This window comes from Parabacteroides sp. CT06 (genome assembly GCF_002257605.1).
GTDB lineage: Bacteria > Bacteroidota > Bacteroidia > Bacteroidales > Tannerellaceae > Parabacteroides > Parabacteroides distasonis.
The window spans coordinates 488,455-507,154 of record NZ_CP022754.1; the positions used below are offsets into that span (position 1 = coordinate 488,455).

Annotated in this window: 11 protein-coding genes; 10 read left to right on the forward strand and 1 reads right to left on the reverse strand. The window is 41.5% G+C overall.

The window, feature by feature from the left end; genetic code table 11:
* The first annotated feature begins 8 nt into the window (after positions 1-8).
* The 10 genes from CI960_RS01970 (at position 9) to CI960_RS02015 (ending at position 17,309) form a co-directional block, all read left to right on the forward strand.
* The gene (locus tag CI960_RS01970) at positions 9-1,022 is read left to right on the forward strand and encodes a methylcobamide--CoM methyltransferase (protein ID WP_005858848.1); all 1,014 of its coding nucleotides are present in this window, start codon (positions 9-11) and stop codon (positions 1,020-1,022) included.
* Positions 1,015-1,422, forward strand: a complete 408-nt coding sequence (locus CI960_RS01975; protein ID WP_005858846.1) for a hypothetical protein — start codon at positions 1,015-1,017, stop codon at positions 1,420-1,422. Before CI960_RS01970 ends, CI960_RS01975 begins: the two co-directional genes overlap by 8 nt.
* A gap of 15 nt (positions 1,423-1,437) precedes the next feature.
* Positions 1,438-3,027, forward strand: coding sequence for a GTP-binding protein (locus CI960_RS01980; RefSeq protein ID WP_005858844.1), 1,590 nt, complete (start codon positions 1,438-1,440; stop codon positions 3,025-3,027).
* A 68-nt stretch (positions 3,028-3,095) separates the two neighbouring features.
* Positions 3,096-6,206, forward strand: a complete 3,111-nt coding sequence (locus CI960_RS01985) for a TonB-dependent receptor (protein WP_005858842.1) — start codon at positions 3,096-3,098, stop codon at positions 6,204-6,206.
* Between the two features lie 27 nt (positions 6,207-6,233).
* Positions 6,234-7,796, forward strand: coding sequence for a RagB/SusD family nutrient uptake outer membrane protein (locus tag CI960_RS01990; RefSeq protein ID WP_005858840.1), 1,563 nt, complete (start codon positions 6,234-6,236; stop codon positions 7,794-7,796).
* Between the two features lie 75 nt (positions 7,797-7,871).
* A complete protein-coding gene (locus tag CI960_RS01995) occupies positions 7,872-10,553 on the forward strand; it encodes a glycosyl hydrolase-related protein (RefSeq protein WP_232520555.1) in 2,682 nt (893 codons plus the stop codon).
* A 5-nt stretch (positions 10,554-10,558) separates the two neighbouring features.
* Positions 10,559-12,928, forward strand: a complete 2,370-nt coding sequence (locus CI960_RS02000) for a GH92 family glycosyl hydrolase (RefSeq protein WP_036629120.1) — start codon at positions 10,559-10,561, stop codon at positions 12,926-12,928.
* 143 nt (positions 12,929-13,071) lie between these two features.
* Complete coding sequence (locus CI960_RS02005) at positions 13,072-15,228, forward strand: translation factor GTPase family protein (RefSeq protein WP_005858833.1); 2,157 nt, start codon at positions 13,072-13,074, stop codon at positions 15,226-15,228.
* 159 nt (positions 15,229-15,387) lie between these two features.
* Positions 15,388-16,158, forward strand: a complete 771-nt coding sequence (locus tag CI960_RS02010) for a UDP-2,3-diacylglucosamine diphosphatase (protein ID WP_005858831.1) — start codon at positions 15,388-15,390, stop codon at positions 16,156-16,158.
* Entirely contained in the window at positions 16,155-17,309 is a 1,155-nt protein-coding gene (locus CI960_RS02015; RefSeq protein ID WP_005858829.1) for a glycosyltransferase family protein, read from the forward strand. The genes CI960_RS02010 and CI960_RS02015 overlap by 4 nt, the downstream gene beginning before the upstream one ends.
* Before the next feature lie 103 nt (positions 17,310-17,412).
* Here CI960_RS02015 and CI960_RS02020 read toward each other — a convergent pair whose 3' ends face one another.
* A complete protein-coding gene (locus CI960_RS02020; RefSeq protein ID WP_005858827.1) occupies positions 17,413-18,693 on the reverse strand; it encodes an O-acetylhomoserine aminocarboxypropyltransferase/cysteine synthase family protein in 1,281 nt (426 codons plus the stop codon).
* Between the last annotated feature and the right edge of the window lie 7 nt (positions 18,694-18,700).

Below are 18,700 nucleotides of genomic sequence, written 5' to 3' on the forward strand. Positions count from 1 at the left end.
GTCTGGATATGAAAATAAATATGAAAGAATGGATAGCCTCTATACTTGGCTCGGAAAAGCGGATCGCTATTCCTGTCATGACTCATTCGGGGATTGAGTTATTGGGGCATACTGTGTATGATGCGGTAACAAATGGGGAGATACATGCTCGGGCCGTGAAATTATTAGCAGAAAAATATCCTTCAGCAGCTTCTAGCGTGATCATGGATTTGACGGTAGAAGCAGAAGCTTTTGGGGCAGAGATTCATTATTCTAAAAATGAAGTTCCTAGTGTTATTGGTCGATTAGTCTCGAATTTGGAGGAAGTGGAGAAATTGCAAATTCCTTCATTGGAGAATGGAAGAGTACAGGAGTATATTAAAGCTAATCGATTGATAGCGGAGGATACATCAAAACCGGTTGTCGCTGGCTGTATAGGGCCTTATTCGTTAGCTGGTAGATTATATGATATGTCTGAGATTATGATGGCTATGTATATCGAACCTGATTGTATAAAATTGTTATTATCGAAGTGTACTGAATTTATTAAAAATTACTGCGTTGCGTTGAAAAGTGCGGGAGCGAATGGGATTTTGATGGCGGAACCTGCGGCGGGTTTGTTATCGAATGAGGCCTGTTTGGAATTTTCTTCTACTTATGTTCGAGAGATTGTAAGTGAGGTACAAGATGAATCTTTCTCTATATTCTTACATAATTGTGGTAATAGCGGACAATGTACAAAAGCGATGGTTGCTACAGGGGCTTATGGATATCATTTCGGGAATGGGATCGATATGCTCTTAGCTTTGGACCAATGTCCCAAAGATGTATTAGTCATGGGAAATATAGATCCGGTATCTATGTTTAAAATGGCTTCTTCTCGGGTTTTGTATGGTGCGACGAAGGATTTGTTATTGCGTACAGCCAACTATCCGAACTTTGTGTTGTCTTCAGGCTGTGATACTCCTCCCGAAGTGCCTTTTGAGAATATAGAGATGTTTTACAAGGCTTTGGCTGATTTTAATCGAGGAATGTATGATTGAAACTTATTTTCATAGCGGAGAGGGGTATAATCCTTTTCTCGTACGAGAGGGATGGCAAGTGGCTCAGCTGAATTATTTACCGGGACATGGATTTGATGAAATAGAACAAATAGAAGTGCATCGTGAAACAGATGAGGTTTTTATTCTATTTAAAGGAGATGCCATATTGATAGAAGCAAAACCTCAAAAAGATACGATAAGCCTTTATTGTGAAAGGATGAAACTTGGCGTAACGTATAATATCCCGGCGGGTACTTGGCATAATATAGCGATGAATTCGGATGCGGAAATAATAATTGTCGAAAAATCGAATACGCATAAGCAAGATTGTGCTTACCAGAGATTGAGCCAATTGGAAAAGGAGGATTTGTATTCGATGATTAGACGGAATTTATTATAGGATAAAACTATGGACATGAATATCTATATAATATGGGGATTTCTTGGTAGCGGTAAAACTACGTTGATTAATTATCTTTTATCCTCTTATTTGAGTGGAAAGAAGGTGGTTGTCATTGAAAATGAGTCAGGGACTGAGTCTGTGGATAGTGTATTATTGAGAAGTAAGAATTATCAAGTAAAAGACTTGAACTCAGGTTGTATATGTTGTACGCTTCGTCAAGAGTTACCTATAGCTATAAAAGAAATAGAAATATCTGTCCGACCGGATATCTTGTTAATAGAACCTTCCGGTCTTGCTTCTTTAGAGGATTTAGTACGGATTCCGGATATTAGGATAGATGGTATTATTTCTTTGGTAGATGTCCATATGTATGCATTCTTGAAAAAGTTGAATTTTGATTTTTATCGGAGGCAGTTCTATTTATCTTCGGTTATCTTACTAACAAAGACTTCGGAAGCGGAGGAGGCTAAAATACGGAGCGTTATAAATGATCTTTTGATGATTCAGCCTCGGCTGGAGATAGTGCAAGATTATCACTTATTAAACGAAGTTGATTGGGGATTTATTTTAAGTAAGAGTTGTTGTTATGGTGTGAATAACTACATCCCTGCTTATTCTAAAGTTTTAGGACCTAATTATGAGATATGGACTATTTCAGTCTATTCCTTTTTGAGTATTTCTTTTTATGAGAGGTTGTTTAACCGGATAAATAAACGCTTTCCCAATGGAATAGTAAGAGCTAAAGGCTTTGTCTTGGAAAGTAACGGCCAATGGGGCAAAATTGATTATGTAAATGGAAAAGTCCATTTTGAGACGGTTTTTGGATCTTGTACGGATAGAAATAACGGATTTATTTCTATTTGGTGGGACAAATCTCTAATCGATTGTCCGATAGACTGGATTTCTGGTTTTATAAATGCGAAAGAGGTGGATTGTTCAATTGAGATTCTAGAGATAGAAAATAATGAGCTATACCGATATTTAGGTTTTGGTGCCTCAGGGCCGGATGATTATATGTCCGTTTTTGTTGAAAACTTAAAACGAGAGGCTTTGGATGTATGTAGTCCTCGTTTTGGTTATCGCTTTGTACAAGGGGAACGAGTAGATAGACGTACATTGAAATTGAATGAAAATATTCTTTCTCCAGATGTAATTATAGTCAATTGCTTACGTGATAGTGAATTTTTTGCCATAATCACTGCGTCTGTAGGGAAAGAGCTAGATGAATGGATTGAAGTTAAAAGATCAGGAGGAGATGTAATGGAGGCTTTTGTTGCAGATGCTTTAGGTTCTGTTATCGTTGAGGCTATCGTTACTTGGGGGCTTTCTTTTTTAACCCATATGATGGCAGAGATAAATTTGAAGGTAAGTAATTCTTACAGCCCCGGTTATTGCGGTTGGGATGTGGCGGAGCAACGAATGTTTTTTTCGATGTTGCCTGATGGCTTTTGTGGGATCTCATTAACGGACTCTTGTTTGATGCTCCCTATAAAATCGGTTAGTGCTCTTGTTGGTATTGGTGGAAATATAGAGAAAAAGCCTTATGGATGTGCTATTTGCAGGAAGAAAGATTGCTTCAAAAGAAAGGAGGTGATGAGTTGACAGAAGTTTATTAAAAATCAAATTGCGTTTATAGTATAATATTTTCAAACCTAAAATATAATAATATTATGGAGTTTACAAAAATGATGGTATTACCCATCGCATTAATATCTTTTTTACCGTTCTCTGCGGAATTGAGAGCGGAGAGTAGTAATACTGCTTACATTATTCAACAGAGTAAAAAAACGGTAACAGGTGTGGTTGTTGATATGGCTGGACTACCTCTAATTGGTGTAAATGTTAGTATCAAAGGTACGACGGAAGGAACTATTACAGATTTGGATGGTAAATTCAATTTAAATGTGTCTTCACAGTCGATGTTGGTTATTTCGTATATTGGTTATAAGACAGTAGAAATTCCTGTACGAGAAAATGTGAGAGTGGTTTTAGAAGAAGACTCTCAAGCTTTGGAAGAAGTGGTGGTGGTTGGTTATGGTACAATGCGTAAATCGGATGTGACTGGCTCGATTGGAGTCGCTAAAGGAGAGGACTTGACGAAGAATCAGAATTTTAGTGCTTTAGAGAATTTACGAGGTAAAGTTTCGGGCGTAAATATTTTTTCTAATTCAAGTCAGCCCGGAGCGTATGCGAATCGTGTCGTGATACGTGGTATGGCTACTATAAATTCTTCATCGGAACCTTTGTATATTGTTGATGGGGTTGCCATGGAAGACTTCTCGTTGGTAAATCCTAATGATATTGAATCGATGGAGGTTTTAAAGGATGCCTCTGCGGCGGCTATTTATGGCGCTCGTGGTGCGAATGGCGTTATCATGGTAACAACAAAACGAGGTCTGAAAGGACGTGAGGGGGTACAAGTATCTTATCAGGGTTCGGTAAGTATTAGTAGCATAGCTCGTAAAATGGATACGATGAACGCTCAAGAATGGTGCGATGCTTTTATGAAAGGCCTAGAGAACGAGAATACATATTATGATAAGAATTGGTCTTTGGATCGGACTTATTGGTTCCATGACCGCGACTATTTTGATGCGAACGGAAATCCAATATATGATACGAATTGGCAAGATGAGGCCACACGTACAGCTGTATCTCACAACCATCAGCTAAATATCCAACAAGCTGGTCAAAAGTCATCAATGGGAGCATTTTTGAATTTTACGGATCAACAAGGTATCGTGATGAATACATATAATAAACGATTGAACGCAAAGATCGCTTATGACGCTCATCCTACTAAATGGTTATCTACCGCTGTCAATGTACTGGTTAATCATACATGGGGACGTTATACACCGGAAGATGGAGGTGGGCAAGAGGCTCGCCGTACGATGATCGAAATGGTCCCATGGTTGCCTGTAAGAGATAAATATGGTAAATATACGACAAATCTTACTTCCCAAAGTGAGAACAGTTATTTTGGTCTAGAAGGAATGTCAAATCCTGTAATGATCTTAGATCTGCAAAAGCGAATGCGTTATAATACACAAATTTTTGGAAATGCGGCGCTAACATTTCATTTGGCAGATGGCTTAGATTTAAAAACACAATTTGGTGTTGATAGCCATAATACGACTTATAGAGGGTATTCTTCGATTGAGTTGAATAACATTTCTATGCCGAATGGCTGGGCGGAATACCAGAATTGGAATACATTTTATTGGCAAGAAGAGACTTATCTAACCTATAATAAGGTTTTTGGTGATCACAGGTTGAATGCTATGGCAGGTCTATCTTGGCAAGAACGTACGCAACGTTGGGATAAATCTTATACTCAGGGTTTCTCCGACGATTTTTATGAAAATAATAATATGTCGGTGGGAACTCTTCCAAACGCACCTGAATCAAGTTGGACTCGATGGGCCATGAACTCTTATTTTTTGCGTTTTGCTTATACCTATAAAGATCGTTATTCTGCGACTGTGACAGGGCGTGTCGATGGGTCTTCAAAGTTTGGAAAGAATAATAAGTACGCATTTTTCCCTTCTGCTGGTTTGGCTTGGAATATTTCTCAAGAAGATTTTTTGAAAGATAACGCATTAATAAGTAATTTAAAATTACATACAAGTTATGGCTTAACTGGAAATTCAGAGATCGATCCTTATAACTCTTTAGGGAAAGTAGATGCGGGCACTTATTATATTGATGCGAAACGTTCAGCTTATTCTTATATCAAGACAATGTCTAACCCAGATTTGAAATGGGAGAAGACCGGGCAATTTGATGTTGGTTTTAATTTAGGGCTATTCAATAATCGCCTAAATTTTGATATTGCTTATTATAATAAAAAGACAACTGATTTATTGTTAGATTGTCCTGTACCCCATTCTACGGGTTTTACTTCTATTTTTAAGAATATAGGCTCTGTTTGTAATCAGGGTGTAGATATTATGGTGAATGGGGCCCCTATTCAAGGTGATGATTTTACTTGGTCTTCCACACTAAACCTAAATTATAATAAGAACGAAATCTTAGCATTAAGTGATACGAATGCAGATGTCTATTTGTATGATTGGGTTGGTGGAGGTAGTGTCCTTCGTGTTGGTGAAAGTATGGGTAGTTTCTGGGGATTAGAGCGTAAGGGTGTTTATACGCTTGAAGATTATAAGGCTGGGGCTTGCGAGAAGACTCAGATTGGTCGGGCGAAACGTTCTGATGAGAAAACTATAATAGGTAAAGGATTACCTGACTGGACTGGTAGTTGGATTAATAATTTCTCTTATAAGAATTTTGATTTGACAGTTGACTTGCAATTTGTTTGGGGGGTCGAGACTTTACAACGTTTTATGTGTACAACGAATGATCGCTTTGGCATTACAAATGGTTTGAAAGGGGTTTTATATGATGCTTATGATGGAACAAATCCAGAAACAATGCAGCCAATGATATATTTAGCTAGCGGTGCTCATTTTGGAGAAGAACATGCTGGCCAAGATATAACGAGCGACTCCGGATGGGTTGCAAATGGTTCTTATCTACGTTGTAATATGGTACAGCTAGGATATACATTTAACTCGCAATTGATAAAAAAAATAGGATTGTCGGGTTTAAGATTATATGCTAGTGGAAATAATCTATTTCAAATCGTTTCAAAGGACTTCTTAGGATATGATCCAGAATCTTCTTCCGAGACAAGTGGTAAATTTGGACAAAATATGACTTTTTTCTCTTATCCCAGAGCTCGGACATTTACATTAGGGGTTAACGTAACATTTTAGTCAACTTAATAAAGCAAATAATCGAATATGAAAAAGATATTGATAATAATTATCGTTTGTGCTAATATGATGAGCTTTAGCGCATGTGACGATTTCTTAAAAGAAGAACCTAAGTCACAACTAACGAATGTTGGGTATTATACAACGGAAGCTCAAGCTGTGGCTAATGTGAATTATTTATATCGCACAGGTGCAATACGCCAAATAGCTTCAGCTCCCAGTGCTTATTTAGGTAGTTTCGCTACTGTAACAGGTATGTTGACTGGCTATTTCTCAAATAGTTATGAAGGACAAGAGGTTGTTTGTAAATATTCTAGGGAATTAAGCCGCCAGAAATATACGATGCAAATATCAGGAACTGTGGATGGAGTGTGGGATGCGTGTTATAATGCGATAAATGTCGCTAATTCGGCGATTAAGTACATTCCTAGTATTCCAATGGAAGATTCTTCTATTTCTAAATATGTAGCAGAGGCTAAGTTTTTTAGGGCGTTCAATTATTTTTATTTGGTGAAAACATTTGGTGCTATCCCATTCTATACCGAACCCTATGAAGCTGCCGTAGATATGGAATTAGAGCGTACTGGTGTAGAGGTAGTCTATGCTCAAATAGAGTCTGATTTAAAAGATGCGGTAGAGATTCTTCCTGCAAGTAAGTTTGCGGCAAATGCTCATCGTATTACAAAATACGCAGCTGCTATGTTGTTGACAAATGTTTATATGCAAAAGGGTAAATATGCGGAAGCCACTAAATATGCACGAATAGTGATTAATTCTCCTCATAAATTAGTTATGAATGAAGATTTAGCGATGAATAGTGCTTTCAATAAATTGCGTTCGATTGATGATTTAGACGAGGTAATTTATGCGCAAGAATATGATAATAGCATCAATACGAGTGATTGGCTTCCTAGTTATTCTTGTAGTTCAAATGCGACGACTGTATTTGGTACGTATTCCATTATGGAACGTGTTTATGGACCGACAGATCGATTTTTAAATGTATATTCCCCAAATGACTTGCGTATTCAACCGAATCAGTTTTTCCACTGGGAATATACAAATCCTAATACAGGAAAAAAATGGTCTTCAAGTACAGCAGGATGTTGGTATTATTTTGATGAGGAGGCTCTGTTAAATACGGGAAAGGGTACAAAAGACTGGAATATCTATCGCTATGCGGAAGCTTTATTGGCTGGTGCTGAATCTATTGCCCAAAGTGAGGGTGTGACTTCAGAGGCTGCAGGTTATTTAGCCCAAGTGCAAGCTCGTTCAAATATGGATGGTAAAAGCGTAGAAGAGATTTCTTCAGAGTTGATGAAGTTATCGAAACAAGCATTTATTGAGGCATGTTGGACTGAACGTTTACGTGAATTCCCTTTAGAGTATAAAATATGGGATGATTGTACTCGGACAGGGATGTTCCCTGTAATATCGGAGACGGATAAGGGAAAGGTTCGTTATGTGACTTTATTGGGTGCTCAAAATGCGGCAGGCGCAACTTTTAAAGAATCAGATTTACTATGGCCGATATCTGTAAATGAGATGCAACGTAATCCTAATTTGACTCAAAATCCGGGTTATAACTAACGGGAAGATATTTACAATTTTATTTATATAAGGGGGATGTGCTATCTTGGTGCATCCTCTCAAACAAAAAGTCATATGAAGAAAATATTCATTTTAATGATCTTATGTGTATTTCCGAACTTTATATTAAAAGCCCAATTTGCAGGAAATACATATATCTGTGATCAAGAGTCTTTCCATCTTTTGAAAGATTTATCAAATTCCTCTTTGAAAGATGGGGATATTTATGTGTTTACTACAACTCATCAAGATTTAGCGTGGCTGAATCATATCGATGCTTGTATCGCCGACCGGGATACACTTTGGTTGACACCATTCTTGAAACGTTTGGGTGAAGATCCAACATTCAAGATGGATATTGAACAAACTTCTATATTGAAGGAATACATCCATCGTCATCCGGATACGTATCCATTGTTTGTTAAATATATGAAAGAAGGACGTATTTGTGTGGGAGGAACTTTTATACAGCCGTACGAGGAGATGTATTCAGGAGAATCATTAGCTCGCCAATTTTATTTGGGAACTAGATGGTTGAAGAAAAACTTTAATGGTTACCAAACCTCCTCTTATTTTAATGTAGACGTGCCGGGACGTACTTTGCAAATGCCTCAAATCATGAGTAAGGCGGGAATTGAGAACTTGGTTATCAGTCGTCACGAAAGAGGGCTGTTCTATTGGGAATCTCCGGACGGTTCAAAAGTTCGTACTTATACTCCGGGACATTATATCTATTTTTATAATGTATTAGGAAAGGATGATACGACAGCGGTCAAAGAGATGGCTAAAGAGGCTATTTTATGGTATACAAAATACAATGATGTCAAGAAATCTAAGACTGTAATGCCTGCGATGCTTAATTATGAGTTGTCGTGGGATATGAAGCCGGTTCGAAATTGTCCTGTATTTATTGAGAAATGGAATAATGTTCGTTATATAATGAATGGGAAGACAGGTGAGAGAGTAAAAGTGTCGTTACCCCAGTTTAAATTTGCGACCGCCGATGACTTTTTTGAGACATTAGATCATTCTACTTCAGCACTACCCATAACACATGGAGAACGTCCGAATGTGTGGCTGTATATTCATGGTCCTTCGCATGAGAAGGCTCTTACTGCCAGTCGTGAGGGAGATGTTTGGTTACCTGCAGCGGAGAAAATATCTTCTTTTAGTACCATGGTTCGCCAATCGTTTGAGATGTATCCTACTGATGATTTGAATGAGGCGTGGGAAGCTAAAATCTATCCAGACCACGGATGGGGGGGCAATGGTGGTATCATGACGGATAATGCATTTCGCCGGAAATATGAGTTTGCGTTATCAAAAGCAAGACAAATCGTTGATCGGCAAGCTGGATTTTTAGCGTCTTCGATTAAGACCTCCGGACAAAAAGGACGTTCGATTATACTATTTAATAATTTGTCTTTTTCAAGAACTGTTCCTGCTGTTGTAGAAGTGGCTTTTGAGCAAGGGTATGCCTACGATTTACAAATTAAAGATTATCAGGGAAAAGCGGTTAATTCCCAGTTATCTGAAATTGTTTATTATCAAGATGGGTCTATAGAAAAGGCTAATCTACATTTTACGGCAGATAATATGCCTGCTATGGGACTAAAAACTTATTATCTAAATCCAACTCAAAAGCAAGAGGATAAATCTGGGCCGGCCGTTGATTTGATAGAGAATAGCCACTATAGGATCGAACTGGTAAATGGTGGTATCAAACAAATATATGATAAATCAATGGGCTGTCCATTGTTGAATACTGAAAAATTTTTAGGAGGGGAAGTTATCACTATGCGCTCTGTGGGGAATGGGGCTGGCGAGTTTGATGCGGTGCAACAGCCGGATATGGAAGGTTTTGATAAAACTTCGAATCATGCGGTCCCTTGGAAAGTAGAAGAAGATGGGCCTGTATATACATCCTATAAGATGCGTACACCTATCCGAAACGCAGTTATAGAACAGACTTTACGTGTATATCATCAGGTTAAAAAAATAGATATGGATGTTGACTTATTGAATTGGGATGCCGTACTTTATCGTGAGTATCGTTTAATGTGGCCTCTTGCGTTCCAGCGTTCATCAGTATCTTATGAGGTTCCTTTCGGGGCATTGACGGTTGGAAAAGATGAGATGCCGGGAGCGGCGGGTGAGCGTTATTATGTTGAAAATAGTAAGCAGCGTCCTCGCGGTATCGGGAACTGGTTAAGTGCGGCCGGAGAAAAATGTGCCGTAACCTTGTCTTCTTCTGTTGCGGTTGCTGATTATATTGATCCGACAGACCAACCGGTAGATTATACGATTTTACAACCTATTTTATTAGCGTCTCGTAAAAGTTGTCATCCGTTAGGTAATGATTTTATTCAACCCGGAGATCATTCCTATCATTTCTCTTTGACTTCTCATGAGGTTAATAGCCCGCTTAGGGAGGAGTTCGGTACATCTTCCAATGAGCCGTTGGTTGCGGTGTATAATCCGATTCAATATGGAAAGGCTTTTTTGCCGGAAGAGGTGTCGTTTGTGTCTGTAGATAACCCCAATGTTAAGGTGACGGCGATAAAGAAATGCGAAGATGATAATAGTTTGATTGTAAGAATGTATAATTGCTCAAATAAGGAAGAAACAGTACATCTGCGGATGTTTGTAGAGCCAAAAGAGATTATTCACACAAACTTGATAGAGGAAGAACTTTCTTCTGTTCAAGAGATTATTTTGGGTAAATATGCTATAGAAACATATAAAATCAAGTTCTGAATATGGTGAGAATTAATTCATTGAAAAAAGTATCACTCATCTTGTCCTTGGCGCTGGTAGGGATGGCTTGTACAACGACTCCGAAGAATACGGAAGAAACAATGGAGTCATTAACCCAATACGTGGAACCTCGCATTGGTACCGCTCATTGCCGTTGGTTTCATTTTGCTCCGGGTGCGATGCCATTTGGATTAGCGAAACCAGCAGCAGCTACCAATGCTAGCCTAGGGAATAAATCAGGATGGGAAGCTACGGGATATGATTATCGGGATACTTCTATAGAGGGATTCCCTTGTCTACATGAGTTTCAGGTTGGAGGTATTGTTTTGATGCCTACAGTGGGAGATTTGAAAACAATTCCGGGACCTTTAAATTCTATCGGGCAGGGATATCGCTCCTCTTTTGATCATAAGGATGAAATCGCTACGGCCGGGTATTATTCGGTCATGCTTAAAGATTATAATGTGAAAGCGGAGTTGACCGCAACTCCTCGAGTTGCTTTTCAACGATTCACTTTTCACAAGAGCGATGCGAGTCATATTTTATTTGATATAGGAAATCGTCAAGGCGAAAGTGGACCAGCTGTGGATGCTTTCGTCCGGATAAAAGGAAATGATTTAGTAGAAGGTTGGGTTACGACTTTACCTACTTATAGTAATAAGTATCAGTCGGGAGCTACGATAACCATGTATTTCTCGGCTCGTTTGGATAAGCCTGCGGATTCTTTCGGAACCTTTGTGAAAGAGACTGTACAGAAGAATAACCGAGAGATTGAGGGGATTGGGGCTGGTGCCTATTTGACCTATAATACTCAAGACAACGAATTGATAACAGCAAAAGTAGGTCTTTCTTATACCTCTGTAGATAATGCTCGATTAAATAGAGAGACAGAGACTCGCCAAGATCAAATGGACTTTGATGAGGCTCGCGAAATCTCGAGATCTACATGGGAAGAGTATTTAGGACGTATGCGTGTGGAAACCCCGGTGAAAGAAGATAAAATCAAATTCTATACCGGACTTTATCATGCCCTATTGGGCAGAGGATTGGCTAGCGATGTGAACGGCGCATATCCTAAAAATGATGGGACTATTGGACAGTTGCCCTTAAAAGACGGAAAACCGGCTTTCTCTTTTTATAACACGGATGGTATTTGGGGAGGGCAATGGAACTTGATTCAAGTATGGGCATTGGCTTATCCGGAGTATTTATCGGATTATGTAAGTACGCATGTACAAGTTTATAAAGATACCGGATGGTTAGGAGATGGTATAGCTTGTAGCCGGTTTGTCTCCGGTGTTGGAACGAATCAGTTAGGTAATGTGATTGCTGCGGCTTATCTATGCGGCATCCGTGATTTTGACGTAGAGAATGCTTATGCGGCGGCACGAAAGAATGAGTTAGAGGGAGAGAACCGACCGATGGGAGCGGGTAAGCTGGATACGGATAAGTTTGTGGAATATGGTTATGTTCCTCATATGGACAAAGGTGAAGGCGCTGATGAGGCATGGATGTTTTCGGCCTCTCATACCTTGGAATATTCGTTTGGAGCTTATGCCGTAGGGCAGATGGCGAAAGCCTTGGGCAAAACGGATGATTATAATGTATTGATGGATTTGTCAAAAGGTTGGGAACGTATTTATAATGCGGAATCGAACTTGATTCAGCCCAAATATGCGGATGGACGGTTTATCAGTAATTTTGATCCCATGCAAGTATGGCGTGGATTCCAAGAAGGGAATGCATACCAATATACATTTTATGTACCTCATGACGCAAAATCGCTGATCGCTAAAATGGGAGCTAGGGAATTTACACAACGTCTGGATAGTATATTTATTCTTTCACAGGACAAGACATTTAGCGGTGGAACGACTATTGATGCTTTCGCTGGTTTACAAACTTATTATAATCAAGGGAATCAACCTTGCTTACATATTTCTTGGTTGTTTAATCTAGCGGGCAAACCTTCGTTAAGCCAAAAGTGGGTACGTGCGATTCTGGATGAGTTTTATGGGACAGAAGGTATTCACGGTTATGGCTATGGGCAGGATGAGGATCAAGGTCAACTTGGTGCTTGGTATGTGATATCCTCGATAGGATTGTTTGATATAGTTGGCTTGGCAAGTGAAAACCCGACTTTAGCGTTAGGAAGTCCTCTATTTGATAAAGTGACGATCAAATTGAATAAGCGGTATTATCCGGGAGATACATTTGTGATTAAAACCAAGAATAATAATAAGACAAATGTCTATGTACAGGAATATCGCTTAAATGGCGAGTCTTTACAGGAACCTTTTATCCCTTTTAAGAATGTCGTAGAAGGTGGTGTATTAGAGTTAGATATGGCTGAGACTGCCAAAGATCAATATTGATCTTTGGCAGCCCTGCTGCACAACATAGTTCTCAAACACCGGGCGATAATTGCTTTTTTCCTTTACAATCTCTAATTTGCGCCCTCGTGAAAGTGATTCACGCCAAATAAACGTATTGTTAAACTCAAATAAATCCTGATATCATGAAAGTATACCAAACAAATGAAATTAAGAACATCTCTATCTTGGGAAGTTCGGGCTCTGGGAAAACCACTCTCGCTGAAGCTATGCTTTACGAGGGTGGAGTTATAAAACGTCGCGGCTCCGTTGAGGCAGGAAATACGGTGTCCGATTATTTCCCGGTTGAGAAAGAGTATGGATACTCAGTTTTCTCAACCGTTTTCAGTGTTGAGTGGCAGGATCGGAAGCTGAATTTCATCGATTGTCCGGGTTCGGATGATTTCGTGGGAGGAGCTGTTTCCGCTCTGAATGTCACGGATACGGCACTGATGGTATTGAATGCCCAGTACGGTGTTGAGGTTGGAACCATTAACCAGTTCCGGTATACTGAACAATTTCATAAACCGGTGATTTTCGTTGTCAATCAGCTTGATAATGATAAAGCCGACTATGAGGGAACCATCGCCCAGTTGAAAGACCGTTGGGGCAGTAAGATCGTTCCGATCCAATATCCGATTAGCTGCGGCTCTTCTTTCAATGCCGTGGTGGATGTATTAAAAATGAAGATGTATCGTTGGAAACCGGAAGGTGGAGTTCCTGATGTATTGGAAATCCCCGCCGAGGAAATGGATAAGGCGATGGAGTTGCATCAAGCCTTGGTGGAAGCCGCCGCTGAGAACGATGATACTTTGATGGAGAAATTCTTTGAGGAAGGTGCCTTGAGCGAGGATGATATGCGTGCCGGTATCCGTGCGGGCTTGGTTACTCGCGGTATGTTCCCGGTATTCTGCGTATGTGCCGGTCGTGATATGTGTGTTCGTCGTACGTTGGAGTTCTTGGGTAACGTGGTTCCTTGTACCGACAAGATGCCTCGTCTGATTACTACGGAAGGCGTAGAGGTGACTCCGGACTCGAATGGTCCTACTAGCTTGTTCTTCTTCAAGACTACCGTGGAACCTCATATTGGTCAGGTTTCCTATTTTAAAGTGATATCAGGAAAAGTAAAAGAAGGTGACGATTTGATGAATGCCGATCGTGGTTCCAAGGAGCGTATCGCACAGTTATTTGCGGTAGCCGGACAAACTCGTACCCCGGTTACGGAAATGGTGGCGGGTGATATTGGAGCGACCGTTAAGTTAAAGGATGTTCGCCGTGGTAATACATTGAACGGAAAGGGTTGTGATTATCGTTTCGACTTCATTAAATATCCGGATCCGAAATATCGTCGTGCTATCAAGCCGGTGAATGAGGCTGACGCCGAGAAGATGATGGAAATCTTGATACGTATGCGCGAGGAAGACCCGACATGGGTAATCGAGCAGTCCAAGGAATTGAAGCAGACAATCGTTTCCGGTCAAGGTGAGTTCCATCTTCGTACATTGAAATGGAGAATCGAGAATAATGATAAATTGCCGATCGAATATCTGGAGCCGAAGATCCCGTATCGTGAGACGATTACGAAAGCGGCCCGTGCGGATTACCGCCATAAGAAACAATCTGGTGGCGCAGGCCAGTTCGGTGAAGTTCACTTGATTATCGAGCCTTATTATGAAGGTATGCCTGCTCCGGATACCTACCGTTTCGGCGGACAGGAGTATAAGATGAATGTTCGTGATACTCAAATAATCGATTTGGATTGGGGTGGTAAAGTCGTGTTCGTAAACTGTATCGTTGGTGGTGCTATCGACGCTCGTTTCTTGCCGGCTATCCTAAAAGGTATCATGGCTCGTATGGAGCAAGGGCCGTTGACGGGTTCGTATGCTCGCGACGTGCGTATTTGCGTATACGATGGTAAGATGCACCCGGTAGACAGTAATGAGATCTCTTTCATGCTTGCCGGACGTAATGCTTTCAGTACTTCCTTCAAGGAGGCTGGCCCTAAGATCTTGGAGCCTGTTTACGATGTCGAGGTTTCCGTTCCTGCCGATTATCTGGGAGATGTGATGAGTGACTTGCAAGGACGCCGTGCCTTGATTATGGGTATGAATAGCGAGAAGGGATTTGAGAAACTATTGGCGAAAGTTCCTTTGAAAGAGATGTCTAACTATTCTACTTCACTAAGTTCCATTACGGGCGGACGTGCTTCCTTTACGATGAAGTTCGCTAGTTACGAGTTAGTTCCTGCCGATGTACAAGAGAAGTTGTTAAAGGCTTACGAGGCTACTCAATCAGAAGAATAGGTAAAGTAAAATGTCATCATAATTTTTTAATATTTAAAGTTAAACGAGAAAAGGCCGGCTTTGTGAAGAGCTGGCCTTTTTGTTATGTCTTTTTCACTAGGTTGTCGTGAACTTGTAATACCGAAGGTGTTCTTTTGTATCATCTTAAACAAGGAAAAGATGATATTAAGAAAGTACTATCCGACTATTGTCCTCTCGGACATCCATCTGGGATCGGAACATTCCCGGACGGAGGAGGTCACCCATTTTCTCAAGCACGTAGATTGCGATCGATTGATTCTGAATGGTGATATCATCGATGGCTGGCAATTGAAGAAATCCGGTAAACGCTGGAAACAAAAGCATACCGATTTCTTTAAGGTATTGATGAAGATGATGGAGAAAAGGGGTACGGAGATTATCTATGTAGTGGGGAACCATGATGATTTTCTCGACAGCTTGGCTCCTTTTAAGTTCTCCAATATATCGATCGTAAAGGATTATTTGCTGAAGACGAGACAAGGAAAACGCTATTTCGTGACACATGGCGATATTTTCGATACGGTTACGACCCATATGCGTTGGCTTGCCATGCTTGGGGATGTGGGGTATACTTTTTTATTGTGGTTGAATAAGGTTTACAATCATCGTAGAGAGCGGCAAGGAAAACCTTATTTCTCTTTATCCCAAGAGGTGAAACACCGGGTGAAAAGTGCGGTCTCTTATATCTCGGAGTTTGAGAAAGAGTTGGTACGCTTAGCGGAGGCCAAGCATTTGGATGGGATTATTTGCGGCCATATTCACCAAGCGGCGAACGTATGGTATGGTAATGTGCATTATCTAAATTCCGGCGATTGGGTGGAAAGCATGACCGCTCTCGTGGAGGATGAACAAGGAGAGTGGGATATTGTTACATATAATAATGTACAACTATATGCGGATGCCGTATGAAAATCCTGTTTATCATACAAGGTGAGGGACGTGGGCACTTGACCCAAGCGTTATCCTTACGCCAGAAATTGATGGCCGAAGGACATGAGATCGTTGGTGTGTTGGTAGGAAAAAGTCCGGCCCGCCGTTTGCCGGATTTCTTCTTGAATAAGATACAATCGCCGGTATATCCGTTTGAGAGTCCGAATTTTTTACCGACGGCTAAGAATAAACAAGTGAGTTTGATGCGTAGCGTATTATATAATGTATTGCGTCTGCACAAATACATGGGAAGTATCCGTTATATCGACCGGATGATTCGGCAGACGGATGCGGATGTTGTCGTGAATTTCTACGAGCTGCTGACGGGGCTGACTTACTTACTTTTCCGTCCGAAAGCGACGATGGTATGTATCGCCCATCAATATCTATTCTTGCATCCGGACTTCGTTTTCCCGAAGCAGAGCACATTGTCGTTGGCGTCGCTACGATTTTTTACGAGATTAACGGCGATAGGCTCCGTCAAAAAATTAGCCTTGTCTTTTCGGAAGATGCGTGAGGCGCCGTTGGGAGGAATAGTCGTGGTTCCTCCTTTATTAAGGCAAGAAGTCTTGGATGCGGTTCCCTCGAACGGCAGTTATTTGCATGGTTATTTGTTGAATAGCGGGTTTAGTGAGGAGATCCGTTCTTGGCATTCCCGTCATCCTTCGGTTCCGATGCATTTCTTTTGGGATAAGAAAGATCAGCGAGCCGAGGTGATAATAGACGATTGCCTTTCTTTCCATCAGCTGGATGATACGTTGTTTCTACGTTATATGTCGGGGGCGAAGGCTTATGCTACGACCGCCGGGTTCGAATCCGTATGTGAGGCGATGTATCTGAATAAACCTGTATTGATGGTTCCTACACATATTGAGCAAGCTTGCAATGCTTACGATGCCTCTTTGTCTGGCGCAGGCGTTGTCGCTGATTGTTTTGATCTGGATGCGTTATTATCCATTTCGGAAAGCCATGTGGAGAATCCGGTTTTCCGGCATTGGGTGAAACAGGCGGATTGGCTTATTCTTCGTGAGTTCCGTGAGGATTTGTTGCGTGAGGAACATCCGGTAACGAGCCTAGGGAGGATTACGACAAATTGGGTGGTGCGTCTGGGGAGATTCCTGCCTATCTAGGAACTTATAGCAGTGTCATGCTGGAGAAGCAGGTGTGCCACGCTGATGGAACGGGTGTGCCATGCCGATGACATGGGTGTGCCATCAGCGTGGCACTGAAGTCTTATTTATTCAACGCTTGCTCGATATCGGCGATGATATCATCGGCGTTCTCGATACCTACAGAGAAGCGGATTAAGTCCGGAGCTACGCCAGCCTCTATCAATTGCTCATCGCTCAACTGGCGGTGCGTATGACTGGCCGGGTGAAGCACGCAAGTACGGGCATCCGCTACGTGAGTTACGATAGCGGCGAGTTTCAAGCTATCCATAAACTTGATCGCCACCTCACGTCCACCTTTCAATCCGAAGGATAATACGCCGCAAGAGCCATTCGGTAGATACTTCTTGGCGAGTTCATGGTACGGATTGCCTTCCAATTCAGGATAATGAACCCAAGCTACCTTATCACATTTCTGTAGCCACTGCGCTACCGCCAAGGCGTTTTTGCAATGCTGCGGTACACGAAGATGCAAGGTCTCCAATCCCAGATTCAATAGGAATGCGTTTTGCGGGGATTGGATCGCTCCAAGGTCACGCATCAGTTGGCTAGTCGCTTTCGTGATGAACGCTAATTTCCCGAATGCCTTGGTATAGGTCAATCCGTGGTAAGAAGGGTCCGGTTGGCAAAGTCCCGGGAACTTCTCGGCATGCGCTTTCCAATCGAAATTGCCGCTGTCCACGATACAACCGCCTACGCTCGTGGCATGGCCGTCCATATATTTGGTCGTGGAGTGCGTGACGATGTCCGCTCCCCATTCGAACGGACGGCAATTGATCGGCGTGGCGAACGTATTATCGACGATCAAGGGTACGCCATGATTATGGGCGATGCGGGCGAACTTCTCCACGTCCAATACCATAACGCCCGGATTGGAGATCATCTCGCCGAACATCGCTTTCGTGTTCGGGCGGAACGCCTTGGAGATCTCTTCCTCGCTCGCGTCTTGATCTACGAACGTGCATTCGATTCCCAGCTTCTTCAAGGTAACGGCCAGTAGATTATAAGTACCTCCATAAATGCTGGTTGCGCTTACGATATGGTCGCCAGCCTCGCAAATATTGAAGAAAGCGAAAAAGCTAGCGGCCTGCCCGGATGAGGTCAGCATGGCAGCCACGCCACCTTCCAACGCCGCGATCTTGGCGGCTACAGCCTCGTTTGTCGGGTTTTGAAGGCGGGTATAGAAATAGCCGCTTTCCTCCAAATCGAACAATTTAGCCATCTGCTCACTCGTCTCATACTTGAATGTCGTGCTTTGATAGATCGGGAGGACACGGGGTTCTCCTTTCTTGGGTTGCCAACCGGCCTGTACACACAGGGTTTCCGGTTTGAATTTGTTATCCATATAGATT

Excerpts from the sequence above, each read along its gene's own strand:
- CI960_RS01970 (WP_005858848.1), top strand. The coding sequence starts at position 9 with ATGAAAATAAATATGAAAGAATGGATAGCCTCTATACTTGGCTCGGAA.
- CI960_RS01975 (WP_005858846.1), top strand. The coding sequence starts at position 1,015 with ATGATTGAAACTTATTTTCATAGCGGAGAGGGGTATAATCCTTTTCTC.
- CI960_RS01980 (WP_005858844.1), top strand. The coding sequence starts at position 1,438 with ATGAATATCTATATAATATGGGGATTTCTTGGTAGCGGTAAAACTACG.
- CI960_RS01985 (WP_005858842.1), top strand. The coding sequence starts at position 3,096 with ATGGAGTTTACAAAAATGATGGTATTACCCATCGCATTAATATCTTTT.
- CI960_RS01990 (WP_005858840.1), top strand. The coding sequence starts at position 6,234 with ATGAAAAAGATATTGATAATAATTATCGTTTGTGCTAATATGATGAGC.
- CI960_RS01995 (WP_232520555.1), top strand. The coding sequence starts at position 7,872 with ATGAAGAAAATATTCATTTTAATGATCTTATGTGTATTTCCGAACTTT.
- CI960_RS02005 (WP_005858833.1), top strand. The coding sequence starts at position 13,072 with ATGAAAGTATACCAAACAAATGAAATTAAGAACATCTCTATCTTGGGA.
- CI960_RS02010 (WP_005858831.1), top strand. The coding sequence starts at position 15,388 with ATGATATTAAGAAAGTACTATCCGACTATTGTCCTCTCGGACATCCAT.
- CI960_RS02015 (WP_005858829.1), top strand. The coding sequence starts at position 16,155 with ATGAAAATCCTGTTTATCATACAAGGTGAGGGACGTGGGCACTTGACC.
- CI960_RS02020 (WP_005858827.1), bottom strand. The coding sequence starts at position 18,693 with ATGGATAACAAATTCAAACCGGAAACCCTGTGTGTACAGGCCGGTTGG.